This window comes from Sphingomonas sp. BL-S-05 (genome assembly GCF_055521695.1).
This window is the reverse complement of record NZ_CM145499.1, coordinates 3,682,862-3,703,595: the sequence shown is the minus strand read 5'-3', so window position 1 is coordinate 3,703,595 and position 20,734 is coordinate 3,682,862. Positions and strand designations below refer to the sequence as shown.

Annotated in this window: 14 protein-coding genes and 2 pseudogenes; 9 read left to right on the top strand and 7 right to left on the bottom strand. The window is 65.7% G+C overall.

What is annotated here, in order from left to right; translation table 11 throughout:
* Nucleotides 1–168 precede the first annotated feature (168 nt).
* A pseudogene (locus ACZ1JS_RS17210) lies at nt 169–1,465 on the bottom strand (IS110 family RNA-guided transposase).
* A 154-nt stretch (nt 1,466–1,619) separates the two neighbouring features.
* Between ACZ1JS_RS17210 and ACZ1JS_RS17205 the strand changes: the two are divergent.
* Nucleotides 1,620–1,976, top strand: a pseudogene (locus tag ACZ1JS_RS17205) (integrase core domain-containing protein); the annotation flags it as partial.
* A gap of 15 nt (nt 1,977–1,991) precedes the next feature.
* Here the strand turns inward: ACZ1JS_RS17205 and ACZ1JS_RS17200 are convergent.
* On the bottom strand, nt 1,992–2,378 hold the full coding sequence (locus ACZ1JS_RS17200; protein WP_465167100.1) for a hypothetical protein: 387 nt from the start codon (nt 2,376–2,378) through the stop codon (nt 1,992–1,994).
* Nucleotides 2,379–2,462: 84 nt separating this feature from the next.
* Between ACZ1JS_RS17200 and ACZ1JS_RS17195 the strand changes: the two genes are divergently transcribed.
* Nucleotides 2,463–3,293: a DUF7946 domain-containing protein gene (locus ACZ1JS_RS17195; RefSeq protein ID WP_465167099.1), complete on the top strand. Its 831-nt coding sequence runs from the start codon at nt 2,463–2,465 to the stop codon at nt 3,291–3,293.
* A 12-nt stretch (nt 3,294–3,305) separates the two neighbouring features.
* Here the strand turns inward: ACZ1JS_RS17195 and ACZ1JS_RS17190 are convergent, their stop codons facing one another.
* The gene (locus ACZ1JS_RS17190) at nt 3,306–3,629 is read right to left on the bottom strand and encodes a hypothetical protein (RefSeq protein ID WP_465167098.1); all 324 of its coding nucleotides are present in this window, start codon (nt 3,627–3,629) and stop codon (nt 3,306–3,308) included.
* A 265-nt stretch (nt 3,630–3,894) separates the two neighbouring features.
* On the opposite strand from ACZ1JS_RS17190, the gene ACZ1JS_RS17185 reads away from it, so the two are divergent.
* From ACZ1JS_RS17185 to ACZ1JS_RS17160, 6 genes are all read left to right on the top strand, one after another.
* Nucleotides 3,895–5,037 carry a succinylglutamate desuccinylase/aspartoacylase family protein gene (locus tag ACZ1JS_RS17185; protein WP_465167097.1) on the top strand — a complete coding sequence of 381 codons (1,143 nt, stop codon included), beginning with the start codon at nt 3,895–3,897 and terminating at the stop codon, nt 5,035–5,037.
* 165 nt (nt 5,038–5,202) lie between these two features.
* Nucleotides 5,203–6,399 (top strand): acetylornithine transaminase, encoded by a 1,197-nt coding sequence (locus tag ACZ1JS_RS17180; RefSeq protein ID WP_465167096.1) that lies wholly within the window; start codon nt 5,203–5,205, stop codon nt 6,397–6,399.
* On the top strand, nt 6,396–7,817 hold the full coding sequence (gene astD / locus ACZ1JS_RS17175) for a succinylglutamate-semialdehyde dehydrogenase (protein WP_465167095.1): 1,422 nt from the start codon (nt 6,396–6,398) through the stop codon (nt 7,815–7,817). Before ACZ1JS_RS17180 ends, astD begins: the two co-directional genes overlap by 4 nt.
* Nucleotides 7,814–8,830, top strand: coding sequence for an arginine N-succinyltransferase (locus tag ACZ1JS_RS17170; RefSeq protein ID WP_465167094.1), 1,017 nt, complete (start codon nt 7,814–7,816; stop codon nt 8,828–8,830). Before astD ends, ACZ1JS_RS17170 begins: the two co-directional genes overlap by 4 nt.
* A 21-nt stretch (nt 8,831–8,851) precedes the next feature.
* On the top strand, nt 8,852–10,228 hold the full coding sequence (gene hglS, locus ACZ1JS_RS17165) for a 2-oxoadipate dioxygenase/decarboxylase HglS (RefSeq protein WP_465167093.1): 1,377 nt from the start codon (nt 8,852–8,854) through the stop codon (nt 10,226–10,228).
* Entirely contained in the window at nt 10,228–13,110 is a 2,883-nt protein-coding gene (locus ACZ1JS_RS17160; protein WP_465167092.1) for an FAD-binding and (Fe-S)-binding domain-containing protein, read from the top strand. The genes hglS and ACZ1JS_RS17160 overlap by 1 nt, the downstream gene beginning before the upstream one ends.
* A gap of 6 nt (nt 13,111–13,116) precedes the next feature.
* Here ACZ1JS_RS17160 and ACZ1JS_RS17155 read toward each other — a convergent pair whose 3' ends face one another.
* Together ACZ1JS_RS17155 and ACZ1JS_RS17150 are read right to left on the bottom strand one after the other, a co-directional pair.
* On the bottom strand, nt 13,117–13,569 hold the full coding sequence (locus ACZ1JS_RS17155) for an Lrp/AsnC family transcriptional regulator (protein ID WP_465167091.1): 453 nt from the start codon (nt 13,567–13,569) through the stop codon (nt 13,117–13,119).
* Complete coding sequence (locus ACZ1JS_RS17150) at nt 13,556–15,394, bottom strand: isoaspartyl peptidase/L-asparaginase (protein WP_465167090.1); 1,839 nt, start codon at nt 15,392–15,394, stop codon at nt 13,556–13,558. The genes ACZ1JS_RS17155 and ACZ1JS_RS17150 overlap by 14 nt, the downstream gene beginning before the upstream one ends.
* Nucleotides 15,395–15,624: 230 nt before the next feature.
* On the opposite strand from ACZ1JS_RS17150, the gene ACZ1JS_RS17145 reads away from it, so the two are divergent.
* Nucleotides 15,625–18,402 carry a TonB-dependent receptor plug domain-containing protein gene (locus ACZ1JS_RS17145; RefSeq protein ID WP_465167089.1) on the top strand — a complete coding sequence of 926 codons (2,778 nt, stop codon included), beginning with the start codon at nt 15,625–15,627 and terminating at the stop codon, nt 18,400–18,402.
* A 70-nt stretch (nt 18,403–18,472) separates the two neighbouring features.
* Here the strand turns inward: ACZ1JS_RS17145 and ACZ1JS_RS17140 are convergent, their stop codons facing one another.
* Nucleotides 18,473–19,366 (bottom strand): LysR substrate-binding domain-containing protein, encoded by an 894-nt coding sequence (locus tag ACZ1JS_RS17140; RefSeq protein WP_465167088.1) that lies wholly within the window; start codon nt 19,364–19,366, stop codon nt 18,473–18,475.
* A 528-nt stretch (nt 19,367–19,894) separates the two neighbouring features.
* Entirely contained in the window at nt 19,895–20,713 is an 819-nt protein-coding gene (locus tag ACZ1JS_RS17135) for an autotransporter outer membrane beta-barrel domain-containing protein (RefSeq protein ID WP_465167087.1), read from the bottom strand.
* Nucleotides 20,714–20,734 lie beyond the last annotated feature (21 nt).

The window sequence follows — 20,734 nt, the reverse complement described above, 5'->3', positions numbered from 1 at the left end:
TGCGCCGACAACCGTCGGCGCGGCATGCAATCTGAGCCAGATGGCTCCCACCGTCAACGGGATCGCTCCCTGCCATAGCAAACACAGGATCCAGCAGCGCCGAGGCGGCCGTGGTCCTCACCATCCTTAAAACGAGATACGCACCCAGGTGGAAGGCCCGAACATTATCTACAGGGTCGCTCGACGAGCGCCCTCACGGCACTTGCAGAGAGGGGTCCTTCCACCTGGCATCCGACCGTTCGAGGAACGGCCGGTACTCTGTCCCCGTCTTGATGACGGCGTGAGCCACGCGCGCCATCTTGGCGGTGAGCGCCGTCATCGCCTTGCGGCGACGGTCGGCATCGTCCGCGTGCCCGGCGACATATCGTCCGAGCTTGTCGCGGAAGCTGTTGTCGCGCTGACGCGCGGCGACCTGGGCAGCCATCCAGAAGGTCCGGCGCAGGCGCGCATTGCCGTACTTGGACAGCTTCGTGCGGCCACGGAACGTGCCTGACTGACACGTTGCGAGATCGAGACCGCAGAACTTCAGGAACTGACGATGATGGTTGAAGCGCCGCAGATCACCGGCCTCGGCCAGGATGGTCAGCGCGTTGATCGGACCGATGCCCGGAATGTTGCGCAGCAGCTGGTAGTCGACGTCATCGGCGAGCCGCGCATGGGCCAGCCGCTCGATCTCGTCTCGCTGGTGGATGAGGCTGCGGCCCTGCGCGATGACCATGCGGAACATGGTGATGGCGGCTGAGTTCTCCGGCACCGGCAGTGCCGTCGAGGCGGACGCCGTCTCGTAGATGTCGTTGATGAGGCGTGCCTTGGAGACCTTGCGGCCGATGAGCGGCCATGCCGCGGCCGAGAACGCCTCGCGGTCCAGCGCCGTGATGGTGGCCGGCGTCGGAAACCGCTCGATGAGCGCCAGGAACCAGTCGGACCGGCTGTTGCCTGCGAAGCGGGCGATCTCGGGGAAGTACAGCGGCAGGTAGTGGGTCAGGATCCGATGCCAGGTCTGCGTCTTCATCCTTGAGATCGTCTCGTGAGTCTTCGAGAGCTCCTGCAGGTCGTTGATTCCGGCCACCAGCGGGTCGACGTAGCGCTGCGTCGCACCGATCCGCAGCATGTGCAGGATGACCTGCGCGTCCTTGGAGTCGTTCTTGTCCCAGCCGTTGTGCAGCGCCTCGCGCGTTCTGGCGAGCGCGACCGACGAGATGAGGCGCAGCTCGAACCCTGCCGTCAGCAGCCGGTGCGCCAGCGTACGATGGTAATTACCCGTCGCCTCGAACCCGACGATGATAGGGCGCCCGATAGCAGCGAGTTGCTCGGCAAAGCCGTCATAGTCCTGCCTGGTCGCCATGACGGTCATCCGCCGGCGCCGGCCGCCTTCCGGTCGCTCGATGAGAACCTCCTGTCGGCTCTTGGACATGTCGATGGCTACCAGCACGGCGCCGGCAGGCGTAGAGGTGAGCTTGGTCATGGTCGGTCGGCCTCCAAAGTGTTGTCTCGACAACCTCACTTTAGATACCTGCTGACCGGCCATGGCTTGCCCTGATGAAGTCTGCGGCCGCTACGCGGCCTTGTCTTCATCAGGGCCATAGCGGCTCCCGAACCAGCGCTTCCCAATGTGCTATGGGACCGAGCTGACGTCGAACGCGGTGCTCGCCTGGTCCGGCGACGTGGGCATCGAGTGGCATTACATCGCGCCGGGCAAGCCGACGCAGAACGGGTTTGTCGAGAGCTTCAACGGTCGCATGCGCGACGAACTGCTCAACGAGACGCTGTTCTTCACCATCGGCCAGGCCCGCTCGATCCTGGCGCGCTGGGTCGACGACTACAATACCGAGCGGCCGCACTCGTCGCTCGGCTACGCCACTCCGGTAGCCTTCGCTGCCGGGCTCGAACAGCAACGGGCGGGCTTAACCCCGCTCGTTGCTTCACCTGCGCTCGTGCGCGACAACACCGGTCGGTCTCTGGTTGCAGCTGGATGAAAGACCGGGGTCACGTCAGATTGGCCTTATGTTGGCGGGTACCATGTTACTGTCGTTAGCAGTAAGCTGCTGAAACCGCTTCATGCAAGCCAGCACTGCCTTCGACCGGCTCTCATCGGGGTTGACCCGCAAAGTTATAGCGAAGCTTGCTTGGTTTAGCTGCGAGTAAAGCGGGGCGAGCGCCTTAACCTTTTCAGCTTGATCCTTGTAGGCAACTCCCACCGCATCCGCTATGGCATTGAAGCTTGTCAGATAGGCCGTGATCTCGGACCTAAGCGCATCCACCCAAGCTTGACGAAACTCGGAAGTTTTCTGCTCCTTGCTGATGATGAGGCCGAGGAGCGACACGACGCCAGCGATGAGTGCGGCACCGACGGCCCCAATGCTGATGTCCCCGCCCATTCAGATGTCCGCGCCTTACCCCTTGACCAACAGGGGTTTAGCACGGAGGCTGTGCGGGGGAAGATAGTAGATAAGTGGGGGCCAATGCCTGCGATTGTACCTTATCGCCTGAAGCTGACTGGCGACCTTGCGGACGATCATCAGTTTGAAGGCTATGATGGGTACATGGCGCTTGCTGGGTTCGCTTGGACCCTATCGCTGGTCGCCAACTATGCCGATACCGGCAAGATAAGGCAGCGGGGTGAGTTCGACGGCAGGCACGCCGTTCGAGCCAAGGCCCCTGAGGAAGGCAGCGTTATCGCTGACTTCTTTGTTAAGCTGACCAATAATTCCGCTGATGTATTTGGCTCTGTGGCTGGTGGTGCGGCCAGTGGCAGCTTTCTTGACGCGCTGGTCCGGCGAGTAATCAATAAGAACCTAGGCCATACCGCCGACGACGAAGCTCTGGCCCGACTTCTCGCTAATCGGGCGCGAACAGGTGATGTCGAGGCGCTAGTAGCTATAACAGAAGCTCCTATCCGCCAAGCTCACAGCGTCATCGGCTCTGGTGCTGAGGAGATGTTGATCTCCGGTGGCATAAACATCAATCCCATAGCGACCTTTGACGAGTCAACCAAGGAATACGTAAAGCAAAACGTCGAGGATAATCATGAGATAACCAAGGAGTTCAGCGTTTCCGCATTCAATGCTAACTCAGGGTATGGAAGCGTCTTTGACCAAGATCATGGCCACGTCATTCCATTTAGCATGAAGCGTGAGAAACTTAGGCAGTTTCGGCAAGTCTTTTCATGGGGCCTAGACCAATACACAAACCGAACTGGCGGTAAGGTCAGCGCCACGTTCACTCGCATCCTTGCGATGGATGGCAGACCGAAGCGGTATGTCATTCACAGTGCCGAAAGGGCTGTCGCTTAGTCCGAAGGACTGTTACATTCGGCTGTACCAACCGGACAGCCGCCCTCGGCTAAGTGTTGATTTTGCTTGGTTTTTCTGGCGCTTCGTCGCTTCCTGTAAGCGGCACCACTTCCAGTCAAAACCGCGAACGGCGGTTGCACTGATCATATCCCCCTTGATCGCTGCCGCTTCAAGCACGGTCGTGGACCCGGCGATGACGATCTCGTTGTTGTCGACCGAAACGTCACCGACCGGGATCCGAACGTAAAAACGTCGCAGTTCCGCGTTCTCGCCGGGGATTTTGGTGCGGATCGTCGTGGAAGGCGCGTAATCGCCGGGCAGGCGCGCCAGCGGCATCCGGGGGACCAATCGATTAATCGACCCCGTTCGGCCAGGAGCAACCGCCTCGCCCCGAACCATCGATGCTATCCGCGACCATTGCGCCTCCCTCAACTCTGAGAGCGACAGCTTAGAAGATCCACCACAAACACGAGGCTGTGGTCGAAGGGACAGTTCCTATCCGCTAACCGATGAGCGATGCGCATCAGGATATGACGGATTATCGCTTGGTCGCCTCCGTAACGACATGCGACGTCGGGTTTGGTTGTTCCGGAGAATTGTCATGACCCACCCGTTCCGTGCCTTGGCTTGGCCCGCGCTGGCTGCAGCATTGTTTGCCGTCCTGCCTGCCGCCGCCATGCCGAGCGCGCCGGGTGATCGCATCGACGGGGCGCCGGTGATAGAGAAATTGGACGTCGCCTCGCTGCCCGCCGGCAAGACGCGGCTGTGGCTGCGGGTCGACGACAATGACGTCGGACAGGGATATTATGTGCCGATCGTGGTGGTCAAAGGCGCGCAGCCCGGCCCTCGCTTCCTGCTGACCGCAGGCATTCATGGCGACGAACTGAACGGCATCGGCGTAATCCACCAGTTGGTCGAAGGCCTCGACCCGATGGCCATGAAGGGAACGCTGATTGCCGTGCCGGGTCTCAACGCGCCGGGCCTGCGCAATTCGACGCGCGCCTTTACCGGTGGTCACCACGGCGCAGGCGAAAATCTCAACCGGCTGATCCCGCGCGATCCGAACGCGCATGGCGATGAGGGGAATGCGGCGCAGCGTTATGCCGGACGCCTGTGGTCGCGAATCTTCATCGGCAATACCGATTTCGCCATCGACCTGCACACCCAGTCGCGCGGCGGCACCTACCCGGCCTATGTCTTCGTCGCGACCCCGGCCGCCAAGCGGATCGCGATGATGCTGCGGCCCGACAGCATCTATGTGAATGCGGGCATCGACGGCGCGGTGGAGGACATGCTGAACGCCAATGCCATCCCGGCCGTCACCTATGAACTGGGCGGTGCGGAGGTGTTCGACAATGCGATGATCGCGCGGGGCCTGCGCGGCGTGCGCAACGTCATGATCGACCGGGGGATGCTGCCCGGCAAGCTCGACCTTCGCGATCCCGAACCATTTCTCGGCAATGTCGTCACCAATGTCGACAGTCCGCGCGGGGGATGGGCACAGTTGCGTGTGAAGCTGAACCAATATGTCAGGAAAGGCGATGTGCTGGCGATCGTCACCGACCCCTTCGGTCGGACGACCGCTACCTTGACCGCGCCGCTCGACGCGCGGGTCGCGGGGCTGGGCACCGACCCGCGTACCCAGCCGGGCGACATGGTCGTCCGCCTGCTGTCATGGGATGACAGCCTCCCCTGCAAGCGCGACGGATGTCCGTCGACCGTCACGCCGATCAAGGGGCGTTGACGCGCGTTCCTTCATTCCGATTACGCATCAACAGATGATGTCATTGCGTTTGTTCGCGCAGGTTCGTGGGACCAATAAGGCCTTCGCATGGCCCGCTTCCGCAAAAGCTGGTGCCACCCTGGCTGCGCCCGCCGGTGCATGTCCGAATTCGCGATAGGAGCCGTCATGACCCAAGCCCTGATGAACCTGTACAACCGCGCACCGATCGCGGTGGATCGTGGCGAAGGCGTGTGGCTGATCGATACCGAGGGGCGGCGTTATATCGACTGCGTGGCGGGAATCGCGACCGACGCGCTGGGCCATGCCCATCCCGCACTCGTCGCGGCGCTGACCGAACAGGCGGGCAAGCTGTGGCATGTCTCCAACATCTTCCGCATTCCGGGGCAGGAGGCGCTGGCTGAGCGGCTTGTTCGTGCGTCGTTCGCCGACTGCGTGTTCTTCGCCAATACCGGCACCGAAGCGGTCGAATGCGCGATCAAGACCGCGCGCCGCTATCACCATGTGAACGGACAGCCGGAGCGGATCGACATCGTCGGTTTCGCCGGATCGTTCCACGGCCGCACCTATGCCGCGATCAACGCGTCGGGCAATGCTGGCTATATGGAGGGCTGCGGTCCGCGCCTGCCCGGCTTCGTCCAACTCTCGATCGACGATCAGGCGGCGATCGAGGCCGCGATCGCCAGCCCGACCACGGCGGCGGTGATCGTCGAACCGGTACAGGGCGAAGGCGGTGCGCGTGCGCTGTCGGGCGAATGGCTGCTGCGCCTGCGCGAGTTGACCCGCCAGCATGGCGTGCTGTTGATCCATGATGAGGTGCAGAGCGGCATGGGCCGCACCGGCCGTCTGTTCGCGCACCAGTGGTTCGACGGCGCGGCGCCCGACATCATGGCGCTTGCCAAGGCGCTGGGATCGGGCTTTCCGGTCGGCGCCTGCCTTGCCACGACCGAGGCCGCCAAGGGCATGACGCCGGGCGTCCATGGCACGACCTTTGGCGGCAATCCGCTGGCGATGGCGGTCGGCATCGCCGCCTTCGACACCATCGCGAACGAGGAGACGCTGGCCCATGCCCGCGCCGCCAGCGCCGATTTCTTCGAACGGCTGGAGGCGCTGCGCACCCGCTTCCCCGACGTGATCGCCGAAGTCCGGGGCAAGGGGCTGTTGATCGGCCTGAAGATGATTCCGAACAATCGCAAGTTCATGGGGGTCGCGCGCGATCACGGCATATTGGTCGCGGGCGGTGGCGAGAATTGCGTGCGGCTGCTGCCCTCGCTGCTGATTTCGGCGGAGGAGATCGCCGAGGCGGTCACCCGGCTGGAAGCGGCCTGCGTCGCGGCGCGCGGGAACATGGCGCAGGCGGCATGAGCGTGCTGACCTCGACCTGCCCGGCGACGGGCGAGACGATCTGGACCGGCGCGACCGCGACCGTCGACGATGTCGATGCCGCGGTTGCCCGTGCCCGCGCCGCGTTCCGCGACTGGCGACGCACCTCCATCGCGGAACGCGTGGCCATCGCCCGACGCTATGCCGGCGTACTCAAGGCCCGCTCTTCCGAACTCGCCGAACTGATTGCGCGCGAAACGGGCAAGCCCCTGTGGGAAACCACGCAGGAAGTCGGCACGATGGTCGGCAAGGTCGAACTGTCGATCGCCGCCCAGGCCGAACGCGCCGGTGAAAAGCGCAGCGCGATGCCGTTCGGGGAATCGGTGCTGCGCCACCGCCCGCACGGGGTGATGGCGGTGCTGGGGCCGTACAACTTCCCCGGCCATCTGCCCAACGGCCATATCGTCCCCGCGCTGCTGGCGGGGAACACGGTGGTGTTCAAGCCGTCCGAACTGACCCCGGCGGTCGGCGCGGCGATGGCCGATGCCTGGGCCGCAGCCGGCCTGCCCGACGGCGTGTTGCAGGTGGTGCAGGGCGCGCGCGAGACCGGGGCGGCGCTGGTCGCGGCCGATATCGACGGGCTGTTGTTCACCGGATCGGCGACCACCGGCGCGCATTTCCGCCGCGCCTTTGCCGACCGGCCGCAAGTGATCCTCGCGCTGGAACTGGGCGGCAACAATCCGCTGATCGCCTGGGACGGCGACGTGGCCGAGGCGGCGGCGCTGATCGTCCAGTCCGCCTATATCACCACCGGACAGCGTTGTTCCTGCGCCCGCCGGCTGATCCTGCCCGACGGCGCGTTCGGCGATGCGGTGGTGGAGGCGGTCGCCGCGCTGATCCCGCGCCTGCCCATCGGCCGCTGGGACGAAACGCCCTATATCGGCCCGCTGATCTCCGACGCCGCCGCCGCGACCGCCCGTGCACAGGTCGCCGCGCTGGAGGCCGCCGGTGCCCGCGCCATCGTGCCGTTCGGCGGGATTGCGGGGCGCAGCGCCGCCTTCGTCACGCCCGCCCTGCTCGACGTGACCAGGGTGACCGTGCCGGACGAGGAGATATTCGCGCCGGTCCTGCAGGTCATCCGCGTCGCCGATGTCGACGCGGCGATCGACGCCGCCAACGACACCCGTTTCGGCCTGTCCGCCGGGCTGCTCACCGCCGACGATGTGCTGTGGGAACGGTTCGTCCTCGAGGTACGTGCCGGCGTGGTCAACCGCAACCGCCCGACCACCGGCGCAGCGGGCGCGCAGCCGTTCGGCGGCATCGGCGATTCGGGCAACCATCGCCCCAGCGCCTATTATGCCGCCGATTACTGCGCCTATCCGATGGCGAGCTTCGAGGCGGGCAGCGCGGCGGGCAATTGGGACGCACTGAAACCCGTGCTGGAGGCTGGCGCGGCGTGACGATCCTTCTGCGCGCGGCGGGCGGGCATGACCTGTCCGCGCTGTACGAGATGGCGCAAACCACCGGCGGCGGGTTCGTAAACCTGCCGGCGGACAAGGCGAAGCTCGGCGACCGGCTGGCCGCCGCCGATGCCGCCTTTGCGCGCGACACCGACACGTTCGGCATCGACCGGTTCCTGTTCGTGCTGGAGGACGTGGCGGGCGAAGCGATCCACGGTACCTGCCAGATCTTCTCCCATATCGGCACCGACACGCCCTTCTACAGCTATCGCATCGACCGGCATGGCGCGGACCATGCGGTGCTCGGCCGGGCGGTCGATCACACCACCCTCACCATCTGCACCGACCATGCCGGGTGCAGCGAGGTAGGCGGGCTGTTCCTGCGCGCCGATGCCCGTTCGGGAGGCGCCGGCACGCTGCTGGCGCGCAGCCGTTATTTGTTCATCGCGATGCACCGCCCGCGCTTCGCCGACCGGACCATCGCCGAACTGCGCGGGGTGGTCGACGATGCCGGCGAAGCCCCCTTCTGGGACGGGATCGCCGCGCGCTTCTTCGGCATGGGTTTCGCGGCGGCGGATGCGTTCAATGCGCAGCATGGCACCCATGTCCTCGCCGGCCTGTTGCCGACCACGCCGGTCCTGCTGGCGATGCTGCCCGACTGCGCGCGCGCCGTGCTGGGCGTGCCGCATCCCTCCGGCCGCCCCGCGCTGCGGCTGCTGGAGAAAGAAGGCTTTCGCTACGATCACTATGTCGACCTGTTCGACGGCGGCCCGACCGTGACCGCCGCGACCGACGACATCGCCACCGTCCGCGATGCCCGCACCGCCATCGTCCGCGCGGTGGCCGACAGCGACGATGCCGCGCCGCATATCACCGCCGCCGGCCGGCTGGCGGCGTTCCGCGCCTGTTTCGCCCGCCTTGCCCCCCGCGACGACGGCATCGTCATCGATCCGGCAGCGGCAGGGGCGCTGCGCGTCGGAATCGGCGACCCCATTACCTTCGCCCCGCGCTGACCTTATCTGACCGAGATAGCCATGACCCACAGCTTCACCGATCCGAACGCCATCCGCACCCGCTTTTCCGAAGCGATGTCGGCAATGTACCGCAACGAGGTGCCACTTTACGGCGACCTGCTGTCGATCGTGGCGGAGGTGAATGCCGCGGTGCTGGCCGACCGCCCCGATCTGGCGGCGGAAATGGCATCGGCCGACGAACTCGACCGGCTGGACGTCGAACGGCATGGCGCGATCCGGCTGGGCACGGCGGACGAACTCTACATTATGCGCCGCGCCTTTGCGGTGATGGGGATGCATCCGGTCGGCTATTATGACCTGTCGGTTGCGGGCGTGCCGGTCCATTCGACCGCGTTCCGTCCGGTCGACGACGCCGCGCTCGGCGCCAATCCGTTCCGGGTCTTCACCTCGCTGCTGCGCCTCGAACTGATCGAGGATGCGGACCTTCGGAACGAGGCGGAAGCGATCCTGTCGACCCGGCGGATCTTCACCGACGAAGCGATCCGCCTGATCGAGCGGGCCGAGGCGCAAGGCGGGCTGGACGCCACCGACGCCGAACGCTTCGTGGACGAGCTGCTCGAAACCTTTCGCTGGCATGGCGATGCCCGGGTCGATGCCGCGACCTATCGCCGGCTGCACGACGCCCACCGCCTGATCGCCGATGTCGTGTCGTTCCGCGGCCCACACATCAACCACCTGACCCCGCGCACGCTCGACATCGATGCCGCGCAGCACGCGATGCAGGCGCGCGGCATCGATGCGAAGGCGGTGATCGAGGGGCCGCCGCCCCGTGCCGTCCCGATCCTGCTGCGCCAGACCAGTTTCAAGGCGATCGAGGAAGCCGTAACCTTCCCCGGCGACCAGCCCGGCCACCACACCGCGCGTTTCGGTGAGATCGAACAGCGCGGCGCCGCGCTGACGCCCAAGGGCCGCGCGCTGTACGACCGGCTGCTGGCGACCGCGCGCGGCGAACAGGGGGCACAGGGGTCGAGCTATGCCGATCGCCTCGCCACCGCCTTCACCGCCTTTCCCGACACGGTAGAGTCTTTGCGCGAACAGGGTCTCGCCTGGTTCCGCTACGAGCTGACCGAGGCCGGACAGCGGCTGGTCGCGACCGGGATACGGCCGACGGGCGATATCGATGCGTGGCTGCGCGCGGGCTATGTCCGCGCCCTGCCGATCGTGTACGAGGATTTCCTGCCGGTCAGCGCGGCGGGCATCTTCCAGTCCAATCTGGGCGGCACCGAACAGCGCAGCTATGCCGCGTCGGCGGCGCAGGCCGCGTTCGAGGCGGCGCTGGGCGACAGGGTGCAGGACGAACTGGCACTCTATGCCGAAACGGAAACGCAGTCGATGAAGGCGGTGCGCGAAGCGTTGCGTGGGGTCGCGGCGGCCTGATGACGGCGGTCGCGAACCTGCTGCGCCGCCTCGACCAGGCTGGGTTCGCCGGCGATGTCGAGGACGGCATCGGCGCGCGGCAGGTCGCATCGACCGACAACAGCATCTATCAGGTCCGCCCGACCGCGATCCTCTATCCCCGCACCGGCGACGACGTCACGCTGCTGGTGCGGACGCTCGGCGATACCGGCCTGTCGCTGACGGCCCGCGGCGGCAATACCGGTACCAACGGCCAGTCGCTCAACGACGGGATCATCGTCGATTTCGCGCGCCATATGCGCGGCATCGGCACGTTCGATCCGGATGTGAACACGGTAACGGTCGAACCGGGCGTCGTACTGGATCAGCTCAACGCTTTCCTCAAACCCCATGGCCGTTTCTTTCCGCCGATGGTGTCGACCGCCAGCCGCGCGACGATCGGGGGGATGGTCGCGACCGATGCGTCGGGCAAGGGATCGCGCCGTTGGGGCAAGACGTCGGACTATATCGTTGCGCTGGATCTGACCTTGTCCGACGGGACGCCTTGGCGCGCCGAACCGATGACGCGGGCGAAGGCGGAGCGGATCGCGGCCGGCAGCGGCATCGTCGCCGACATCCACCGCGAGGCGCTGCGCATCGTCACGACCCGCGCCGACGATATCGCCGCGATTTTCCCCGACATGAACCGGGGCCTGACCGGCTATAACCTCCAAAAAGCGTGGGACGCCGCCGCCGACCGTTTCTTCCTCGGGCCTCTGCTTGCCGGGTCCGAAGGCACGCTGGCGATCACCCGCGCGATCACGCTTCGCGTCGCGCACAAACCGAAGAAACGCGCGCTCGCCGTCATCCGCTACGGCGCGTTCGACACCGCGATGCGCGACGTGCAGCGACTGATCGCCGCCGATCCGGTCGCGATCGAGATCCTCGACGACAAGGTGCTGGGCGTCGCGCGCAGCGACATCATCTGGTCGAGCGTTGAAGGGCTGCTGGGCGGGGCGAGCGCTGCCCCCGTCGCGGCGATGAACTTCGTCGAATTCGCCGCCGACGACGATGCGACTATCGACGCCGGCCTCGCCGCGCTGACCGCCATCGGCCCGCAGGGCGACATGCGGATCGTCCGCGACGATGCTGCGATCGGCCAGCTCTGGACCCTGCGCGAGAAATCGGTCGGGCTGCTCGCCCGGCTGGGCGGCACGCGACAGGGCATTCCCTTTGTCGAGGACACCGCCGTCCCGCCCGAAAAGCTGGCCGATTTCGTCGCCGAGTTCCGCGCGCTGCTCGACGGCCATGGCCTGAACTATGGCATGTTCGGCCATGCCGATGTCGGCTGCCTGCACGTTCGCCCGTTCCTCGACCTGCGCGACCCCGAACAGGCGGCGCTGATCCGCCCCATCTCCGACGAAGTCGCGCGGCTGACCAAATCCTATGGCGGGCTGCTGTGGGGCGAACATGGTCGCGGCTATCGCGGCGAGTTTTCGCCGCTGTTCTTCGACAACCTCTATCCCGAACTACAGGCGCTGAAGGCCGCGTTCGATCCCGACAACCGCCTCAACCCCGGCAAGCTCGCCGCGCCTGCCGGGCAGCCGATCGACCGGATCGACGGCGTACCGCTGCGGGGCGAAGCCGACCGCCGGATCGAAGCAGTGCGTTCCAAGCAGTTCGACCGCGCGGTCGCCTGCAACGGCAATGGCGCGTGCTTCGCGTGGGACTCGCTCGACGTGATGTGCCCGTCCTACAAGGCGACACGCGACCGCGCGCAATCGCCCAAGGGCCGCGCGTCACTGCTCCGCGCCTGGGCACGGCTCGACTCGATTATGAAGCCGACCCCGGCCGAGGCCGCCGAGCGCGACGCCTTGGCCGCCGACACGCAAGCCTCGCTCGCCACCTGCCTGTCGTGCAAGGCTTGCACGACGCTCTGCCCGGTCAAGGTGGATGTGCCGACGATGAAGTCGCGCTTCGCCGAACGCTATTGGGCGAAGCGCAGCCGCCCGCTCCGCCACCATGTCGTCGCGCGGATGGAAGCGATGCTCGCCGCCGCTCGCGCGTTGCCGGGGATCGCCAACAGCATGGCGGGCAGCGACCGCGCACGGGCCGCGCTGGAACGCCGGCTCGGCTATGTCGACCTGCCCGCCTTCGCCGTCGCCGATCCGCGTAGCCTGCCCCCGATCGTCTCGCTGTCGAAGCTCAAGGCCACCCCTGCCGAGGAGCGTACACGGGTGGTCGTTCTGGTCGAGGACAGCTTCACCGCCAGCTTCGACGGTCCGCTGGCCGCCGCCGCCGGGCGGGTGCTGGCGGCGTGCGGCTATAGCGTGCTGCGCCTGCCGCCCCGCAACAATGGCAAGATACTGCACCTGCTGGGGATGCGCGACCGCTTCGCCCGCATCGCCGCGAGGCGCATCGACGAAGCGCGGGCGCTTGCCGATATGGGCGTCCGACTGGTCGGGCTGGACGCCGCGACCGCGCTGATGTTCAGCCAAGAATTTGCCGAGATGACCGGCGACAGCGTCGACGTCGCCGGGCTGGAAACCGTGCTGGCAGAGGCGGTGCGGCAGGGTCGCGCGCCAGCCGCTACCCACGCCCTTCCCCCGCAACGCCTGCTCGGCCATTGCACCGAACAGGCACTCCGGCCACAGGCGCTGGCCCAATGGGCGGAGGCGCTGGCCGGCTTCGGCATCACCGCCGCGCCGACCCGGACCGGCTGTTGCGGCATGGCCGGGCTGTTCGGGCACGAAGCGCAGCACCAGAAACTGTCGCGCGACATCTTTGCGCTGAGCTGGGCGGACGTGACGCAGGACGACGCGATGCTGGCCACCGGCTTTTCCTGCCGCTGCCAGACCAAGCGCCTGACCGGCCGCCGCCCGCTGCATCCGGTGGAATTGATCGACCGGATATTGACGGAGTAGGCGCCGCTACCGCCGCAACCGCGTCGCCAGCACGACCGCCGACATCGTCCGTCCGATGCCCTCCATCCGCCCGATCGCGTCGATCACATCGTTCAACCGTTCCAGGCTGGGAGCCTCGACCATGGCGATCAGGTCATATTCGCCGGCAATGGCATAGACCCCCGTCAGCTCCGGAATCGCCGCCAGCGCCTCGTTCGTCTCGTCCAGCAGCTTGGGCAGTGTCGTCATCATCACATGCGCGCGCACCATGCGCCGGTCATGCGCCTCGCCCAGCCGCACGGTATAGCCGTCGATCGTCCCGTCCTGCTCCATCCGTGCGATGCTGGCATAGATATGGGCACGCGACACGTTCAACGCATGCGCCAGTTCGGACACGGGAACCCGCGAATCCTGCCGCAACAGCGCCAGCAATCGCGCGTCCAGTTCGCGCTTGGATGGATTCGGACTATCGGCCGGCATCCGGTTCTCCCGCATAGATGGCAGTTCGTGCCGGTTGGTCGTCCGCCACGCTACCACGATACATACCGTCGCTGTTCATCGCGAAGGCGATGCGTCCGCTGCCGTCCATTGCGATCAGCCCGCCATCGCCGCCGATCTCGCCCACTTCGCCAATCGTGTCGCTGGCCGCGGCGGCGATGTCCTGCCCCTTCCACTGCACCCGGTCACAGATCTGGCGGGCGGCGACCTGCCGGATGAAAAATTCGCCGGTGCCGGTTGCCGACACCGCGCAAGTCTTGTCCATCGCATAGGTCCCCGCGCCGATGATCGGCGAATCGCCGATCCGGCCCCAGCGTTTTCCGGTCAGCCCGCCGGTCGAGGTCGCGGCGGCGAGATGCCCGCGCTGGTCGCGCGCCACTGCCCCGACCGTGCCGAAGCGGTGCGTCGGGTCGAGCGCGGCGTGCGCCTCGTCCCGCTTCCATTCCAGATAGTCGCGCCACCGCTTGTCGGTGCGGAAATAGGATGGATCGACCTGCTCCACCCCCTGCTCGCGCGCGAACTGGTCGGCACCCGCACCGGTCAGCAGGACGTGGCGGCTATGTTCCATGACCGCGCGGGCCAGTAAGACGGGGTTTTTGGTGGCGCTGACCCCGGCGACCGCGCCCGCCCGCAAGGTCGCGCCGTCCATGATCGCCGCGTCGAGCTGGTTCTTGCCCTCCGCATCGAACACCGCGCCGCGCCCGGCATTGAAATTGGGGTCATCCTCCAACACGCGCACCGCCGCCTCGACCGCGTCGAGGCTGGAGCCACCCTTCGCCAACACGGCCGACCCTGCAGTCAGCGCGGCGTCCAGTCCGTGGCGATAGGCGCGTTCCTGCTCGGGGGTCAGCGATCCTTTCGGAATGACCCCCGCCCCGCCATGGATCGCCAGCGACCAATGGCCGCCGGGCGGCAGCGGCGCGTCGATCAGCTTCCCCGCAACGACCCTTGCCGTCCCGGCGAACGCAGGCTTCGGCACGGACAGCGTATTCAGATCGATCGTACTGCCCGGTGCGACGCCGGTGACGCGGATGCCGTTCCAGTCGAGCGGCTTGCCCTTCGTCAGTACCGGCACGCCTTGCGGCTGCACCAGCCATGCATGGGTATCCGCCGGGCCGCGATAGGTCGCACGCCCATCGGCATCGACGCACAGCGCGCCCTTTTCATCGATGCCCAGCCCGATCGCGGTCTTGTCACCCAGCGCCCGTGCCTTCGCAACGAATGCGATCAACCGCCCCAACCGGTCGCGCTGGTTGAAATGCGTGTCGGTCACGACATGGGCGAGGCGCGGCATGTGCAGGAAATCGCGGACCAGGGTCACCGCATCCCCCAGCGGGTCGGACAGCGCCTTGAACGAATCGATGCTGCCGCCATCCGTCGCGCCGTAGGCGGTGCCGCCCAGTATGGCGAGGCCGGCACTGGTCCCCGCGATCGGCTTGCCCGCCGCGACATGCGCGTCGAGCGCCTTGGCGACCGGCGTCCCCTGCCAGAAGCGGACATAGTTCGCCTGATCGCCACCGGCCAGAAAGATACCGTCGGCTCTGGCGATCGCCGCCAGCACGCGCGGGTCGGTCGATGCGGCGCGGTCGGTGAACAGGATCGTCGATACCGACTGGACGCCCGCCATTTCGGCGAACATCTCGCGTCCGCCTTCTCCATCGCCCGACGCGCGCAGGATCAGGATGTGGCCGTACCCGGCCTTCTTCGCGAACCATGCGAACGCCTGCTTGTCCCAATCGCCACCGCCCATCAGCATCAGGCCCTGTGACGGTACGGCACGGCGGGGGCTGGCGGGATCGCCGGTCACGAAAAAGCGCGCGCCTGCGACCGTTTCTGTCGGTTGCTGTCCCCGAGCGACTGGAACCGCCGATACAATTGCCCCGCAAATCAAAGCGATGCCCAATCCATAGTGTCGCAAGGTTACGCTCCCCATCAAAATATCACTACGCGTGTTCAACCTGAAGTTTTTATGTTTCAATATGTCAAAAGTCTATGGCATTATGATTACGTATCGGGGCATGTTTGGGGAGCATTATAATGCGGGGGACTGAAGTAGCGCGCTGGCTGGCGGGTACCGGGCTGATGGCGATGGCGGGCAGCGCGATGGCGCAGGACCTGCCGAGCACCACCCCGGCGGCGGACGCATCGGACGAGATCGTGGTTCTCGGATCGCGCATTCCGCGCGTGCAAAAGGAAGGCCCGGCACCGGTCACCGTCGTCACGTCCGAGGACATATTGAAGGGCGGCTTCCTGAGCGTCCCCGACGTGCTGCGCAGCCTGACCCAGAATGGCGGCGAAACGCAGGGCCAGCAAAGCGCCTCGGGCGCGAGCTTCAGCCCCGGCGCGCAGCAGGTCGATCTGCGCGGGCTCGGCCCCAACCACACCCTGGTCCTGGTCAATGGCCGCCGCATCGCCGACTTCCCGCTGCCGTTCCAGGGCAACAGCAACTTCACCGACATCTCCAACATCCCCGTCGGCCTGATCGACCGGGTCGAGGTGCTGAGCGGCAGCGCGTCGGCCATCTATGGCTCCGACGCCATCGCCGGCGTCGTCAATTTCCAGCTGAAGACCAAGCCCGACGGCACGCGCATCGACCTGCGCTACAGCGATACCGAACATGGCGGCGGCGAAGCATATCGGCTGATGGCGACGACCGGTTGGGAAACCGGGGCTTTCCACGGCGTCGCTGGCATCGAACTGCTCAACCAGCGCCCGCTATGGCAGTATCAGCGCGAGCGGCAGGATTCGACCGCCGACAACCCGACCACCGCGACCCCGCTCGCCCAGCGCACCTTCCTGCGCTCCGACGAGGATGCGAACTATATCGATCCGGGGCAGGCGACCTGCGCTGCGCTGTCCTCGCTGAACCAGGGCACCATCTACTACGCCAACCGGCGCCGTTATGGCCAATTCTGCGGCAGCAACGAATCGGTCGCCTATGGTACGATGATTTCGGAGCGCAAGTCGCTCACCGCCTATAGCGCGATGGGCTATGACCTGGGCGGCGGTACCGAACTCTTCGCCGACCTACAATTCAGCGTGTCGAAGCTGAAGCTCTTCCGCCGGATGAAGAGCTGGTATTATGTGTCGCCCGACGGGAATGAGGAAGGCACCTTCTTCAACCCCAACCTGTCGCCCGACGATACCGACAGCGGCCTGCAACTCGACAACTGGACGCGCCAGTTCACGCCGGAGGAGATTGGCGGTTTCGACAACGGCATGACCCGCAACCGCTCGATCACCTTCAACATCACGCCCGGTATTCGCGGCCAGTTTGGCCGGAACGACAAGTGGACGTACGAAGTATCCTTCAACCACGCGCAATATACCTCGCGCGTGACCTTCCCCGAAATCGTCATCTCCAAATCGAACGCGCTGTTCCTGGGACCGCAGCAGGGGGTTGATCCGGCCACGGGTTATGCGATCTTCAACGCCGATGTCCGCCGTCTCTACACGCCGCTGACGCCCGAGGAATATCGCTCGATCTCGGTCGATGCTTTGTACAAGCCGCGGTCGTGGACCGACACGCTGGCCGCATCGCTCAACACGACCGACCTGTTCCAACTGCCCGCCGGCCCGGTCGGCTTCGCCTTCGTCGCGGAGGCCGGCAAGCAGGGCTATGACCTAAACCCCGATCCGCTGACCCTGACCAACTATTATGTCGGGCTGGTCGATTCGGACGGCAGCGGGTCGCGCCGCCGCTGGGGCCTCGGCTATGAATTCCGCGTGCCGGTGCTGTCGTTCCTGCAACTGAGCACCGCCGGCCGTTATGACGGCTTCCACATCGCCGGCAATAATTTCGGGCGCTTTACCTACAATATCGGCAGCGAACTACGCCCAACCAGGCGGTTGCTGTTCCGCGCCGCCTACGGCACCGGCTTCCGCGCGCCGGACCTCAACTATGTCTTCCGCGGGCCGGGCAACACCCACCCCTCGGCCACTGACTATTATCTGTGCCGCGTAGAGGAGCCGGACGAGACGATCGGTGACTGCAGCTATTCCGACCAGACGATCATCGCCCGCAAGACCGGCAATCGGCAGTTGCAGCCTGAAACCTCCACCTCTTTGAACGCTGGCATCGTGTGGCAACCGTCCAGCCGGATCGACCTGTCGATCGATTATTTCCGTGTGAAGATGCAGGATCAGGTGCGCGACATCAGCATCGATTCAGTACTGCGCGACGAATCGCGCTGTCGTGCCGGCGGCGGTGCCGATGCGTCGTCGCCGACCTGCCGCGACGCGCTTGCCCGCGTGATCCGCTACACCAGCGGCGCGCTGGCCGGACAGCTACAGGCGGTGGCGGTCAACCCGATCAACGTCGCGGAGGAAACCACCGACGGCATCGATATCGCCGCCAATTTCCGCCTGCCGACCGCCGCAATCGGCGAATTCGCCCTGTCGGGCGGCTATACCTATGTCTTCAACCACACGGTGCGGCAGTATCCCGGCGATCCGATCATCAACAAGTTCGCGCTCGACAGCAATTTCGATATCCCCCGCGAAAAGGGCACCGCCAGCCTGACATGGAGTCTTGGCGGTTTTTCGACCACGCTCACCGGCCTGCGCTTGGGCAAGCTGCCCAACTACGACCAGGATGCGTTCATTAAGGAAAGCTATCTGTTCAACCTGTCGGCCCGCTACGACCTGAACGAACGCCTTCGCCTGACCGGAACCGTGACGAACCTGTTCGACCAAGCCCCGATCCACGACCGAACCTACGCCTCCTATCCCTATTACGACATTTCGTGGTTCGACGGCATCGGCCGCAGCTTTGCGGCGCAGCTGACGTGGAAGATGGACGGCAAGCCGCTGTAGGAGGGTGATCCGAAACGCAGCATCGTCGCCCCGGACCTGATCCGGGGCGACATCCGGTTCCATTGCCCCCTCACGCCTCTCGCTTGGCTTCATCCAGCAGCCAGTGGCGGAAGCGGTCGAACAACGGGCTGTGGCTGCTCCGGCGAGGCCAGACCAGATAATAGGCTTCCGACGCGACAAGGGTGATATCGAGCGGCGTGACCAACGCGCCCGACGCCAGCTCGGGGCGGATCAGGAAAGACGGGATCAGCGCCAACCCCATTCCCGCCGCCGCGGCATGGGCGAGCATCAGGAAATGTTCGTACACCGGCCCTTCCGGTGTCGCCATATCGTCCATGCCGGCGGCGGCGAACCACCTCGTCCACGCATCGGGCCTTGCTTCCAGCGATAACAGGCTATGCCGCAGCAGGTCGGCGGGCGTCGCCACCGGATGGCGTGCCAGCCAGTCGGGCGAACAGACGGCGACGACATCCTCATGGAACAGCAGCGCATGATCCGCGCCCGGCCAGTCGGGCAGGCCGAAATGGATTGCCGCATCGAACCGCTCCTCGGCGAAATCGAACGGATAGGATCGTGCGGCAAAGTTCACCAGCAATTCGGGGTGCCGCGCGGTCAGCCCGGGCAGGCGCGGGGCCAGCCAGCGCATCCCGAAACTCGGCAGGGTCGCGATGGTCAGCGCGCGATCGGCGGCCGGGGTCAGCAACCGCCGCGTGGCGCTGCGCAATTTCTCGACTGCCGGCCCCACCGCCTCGGCATAGGCCAGCGCCGCCGGAGTCGGCATCACCCGCCGCCCCCGCCGCTCGAACAACGGCACGCCCAGCCAATCCTCCAGCAGCGCGATCTGCCGGCTGATCGCGCTTTGCGTCAGCGCCATACGTTGCGCCGCGCGGGAGAAGCTGCTGGTTTCGACCGCGGCGAGAAAACTGGCCAGGGCAGGCAGCGGCGGCAGTTCCCGGCGATTCACGTCGTGATGATCGTTCGACATAAGGGGCGAAGCAAATCCGGTAGCATTGCGGGAATTTCACGCTTGCATTCCAGCCGTGACCCGGCAAGGAAATCGTGACAGTATCGCATCAAAGGGTGTCCTGTAGACGCAGGGTCAGGACCCACTGATTTAAGGCGGACGGTCCACGCACGCTCCGCTAGGAGCGATCTGTTTCGTACCTGTCCGCACGCCGCCGGTACCAGCATGGACTTCTGCTTCGCCGTCCATATCTGGCCCCGCTCCGCGACCCTCATCACGGTCCCTTGGGCCATCGCAACGTCGCGAACATCCGTACAGACACTCGCGCTTGTACCTGTGCTACTCGAAGATGCGATAGCCCCAGGCAATGCGCCCTTGACCTAAAGGGTATGAGTGATCGGCCATCGCGCCAGCCGATGCTGTCATCTTCTGGCGATGGACGCCGAGTTCTGAACGTTGGCGATTCCTATACGAACGGGCAGTCTGCGGACAGCGAAGTTCGGCATTCCGCCGACCGCCCGTTCAGCGTCAGAACTTCTTACGAACCTGCACACCGGTGGTTGCCGCCCGTTCGCCATCGGCGGCCCGGACACCTACATCCAGCCCAACGTCCCAACCCGACGACAGCGTCAGGCCAATGCCGGGTGCGACCATGAATTGTTCACGCGACCACCCGGACGCGAGCAGGCTGTAATAGGATGGTCCGGCAACATCGGCATAGTCCAGCCCTTGGCGAGTGCCACTGGTGAACTCGTGCAGCCATTCGGTCCGCAGCCGCCCGGTCAGCACCCCGAACGGTAGCGGTCGCTGCCACGCGAGGCGCACACCGAGCGCACCGGTTACCGATCGCAGGTCGCGATCGTCGAAACGCAGATTGTAGATGCCGGCGCCCTCTTCGATATAGCGGTTCAGGCGTCCGTTCAGATACTCGGCCCGGCCATAGACCGACCAGCGCAGCGCACCGGTGGAACGATCGATCCCGGACGACAACGCACCGGTGCTGAAGCTGCCCGACCGGTCCGCAGTGGCCAACGCTCCCGCACCCTCATCGAGCCGTCGCAGCGAATAATCCAGCCAACCATGTGCGAGCATGCCGTCAACGAACCATCCCTGCATCGGCGTCGCGCTGCCGTAGATGGCCACCACCTGACTGTCGCTGTTCACCTTGCCGGCACCCCCGGCGATGGTGCTGCGGTCATGGCCAAGCCCTCCGCCGATGCCGAGGGTAAGCCCCTTCGCGACGTGGAGATCGACACCGGCACTGATGCCCGAGGTCGTTGCACTGACTTTCGACCGACCGGTCGTCGCGTCGCGCGTGCCGATGTCGATGGTACCGCCAGACCACACGCCTACCCGTCCACTGCATCC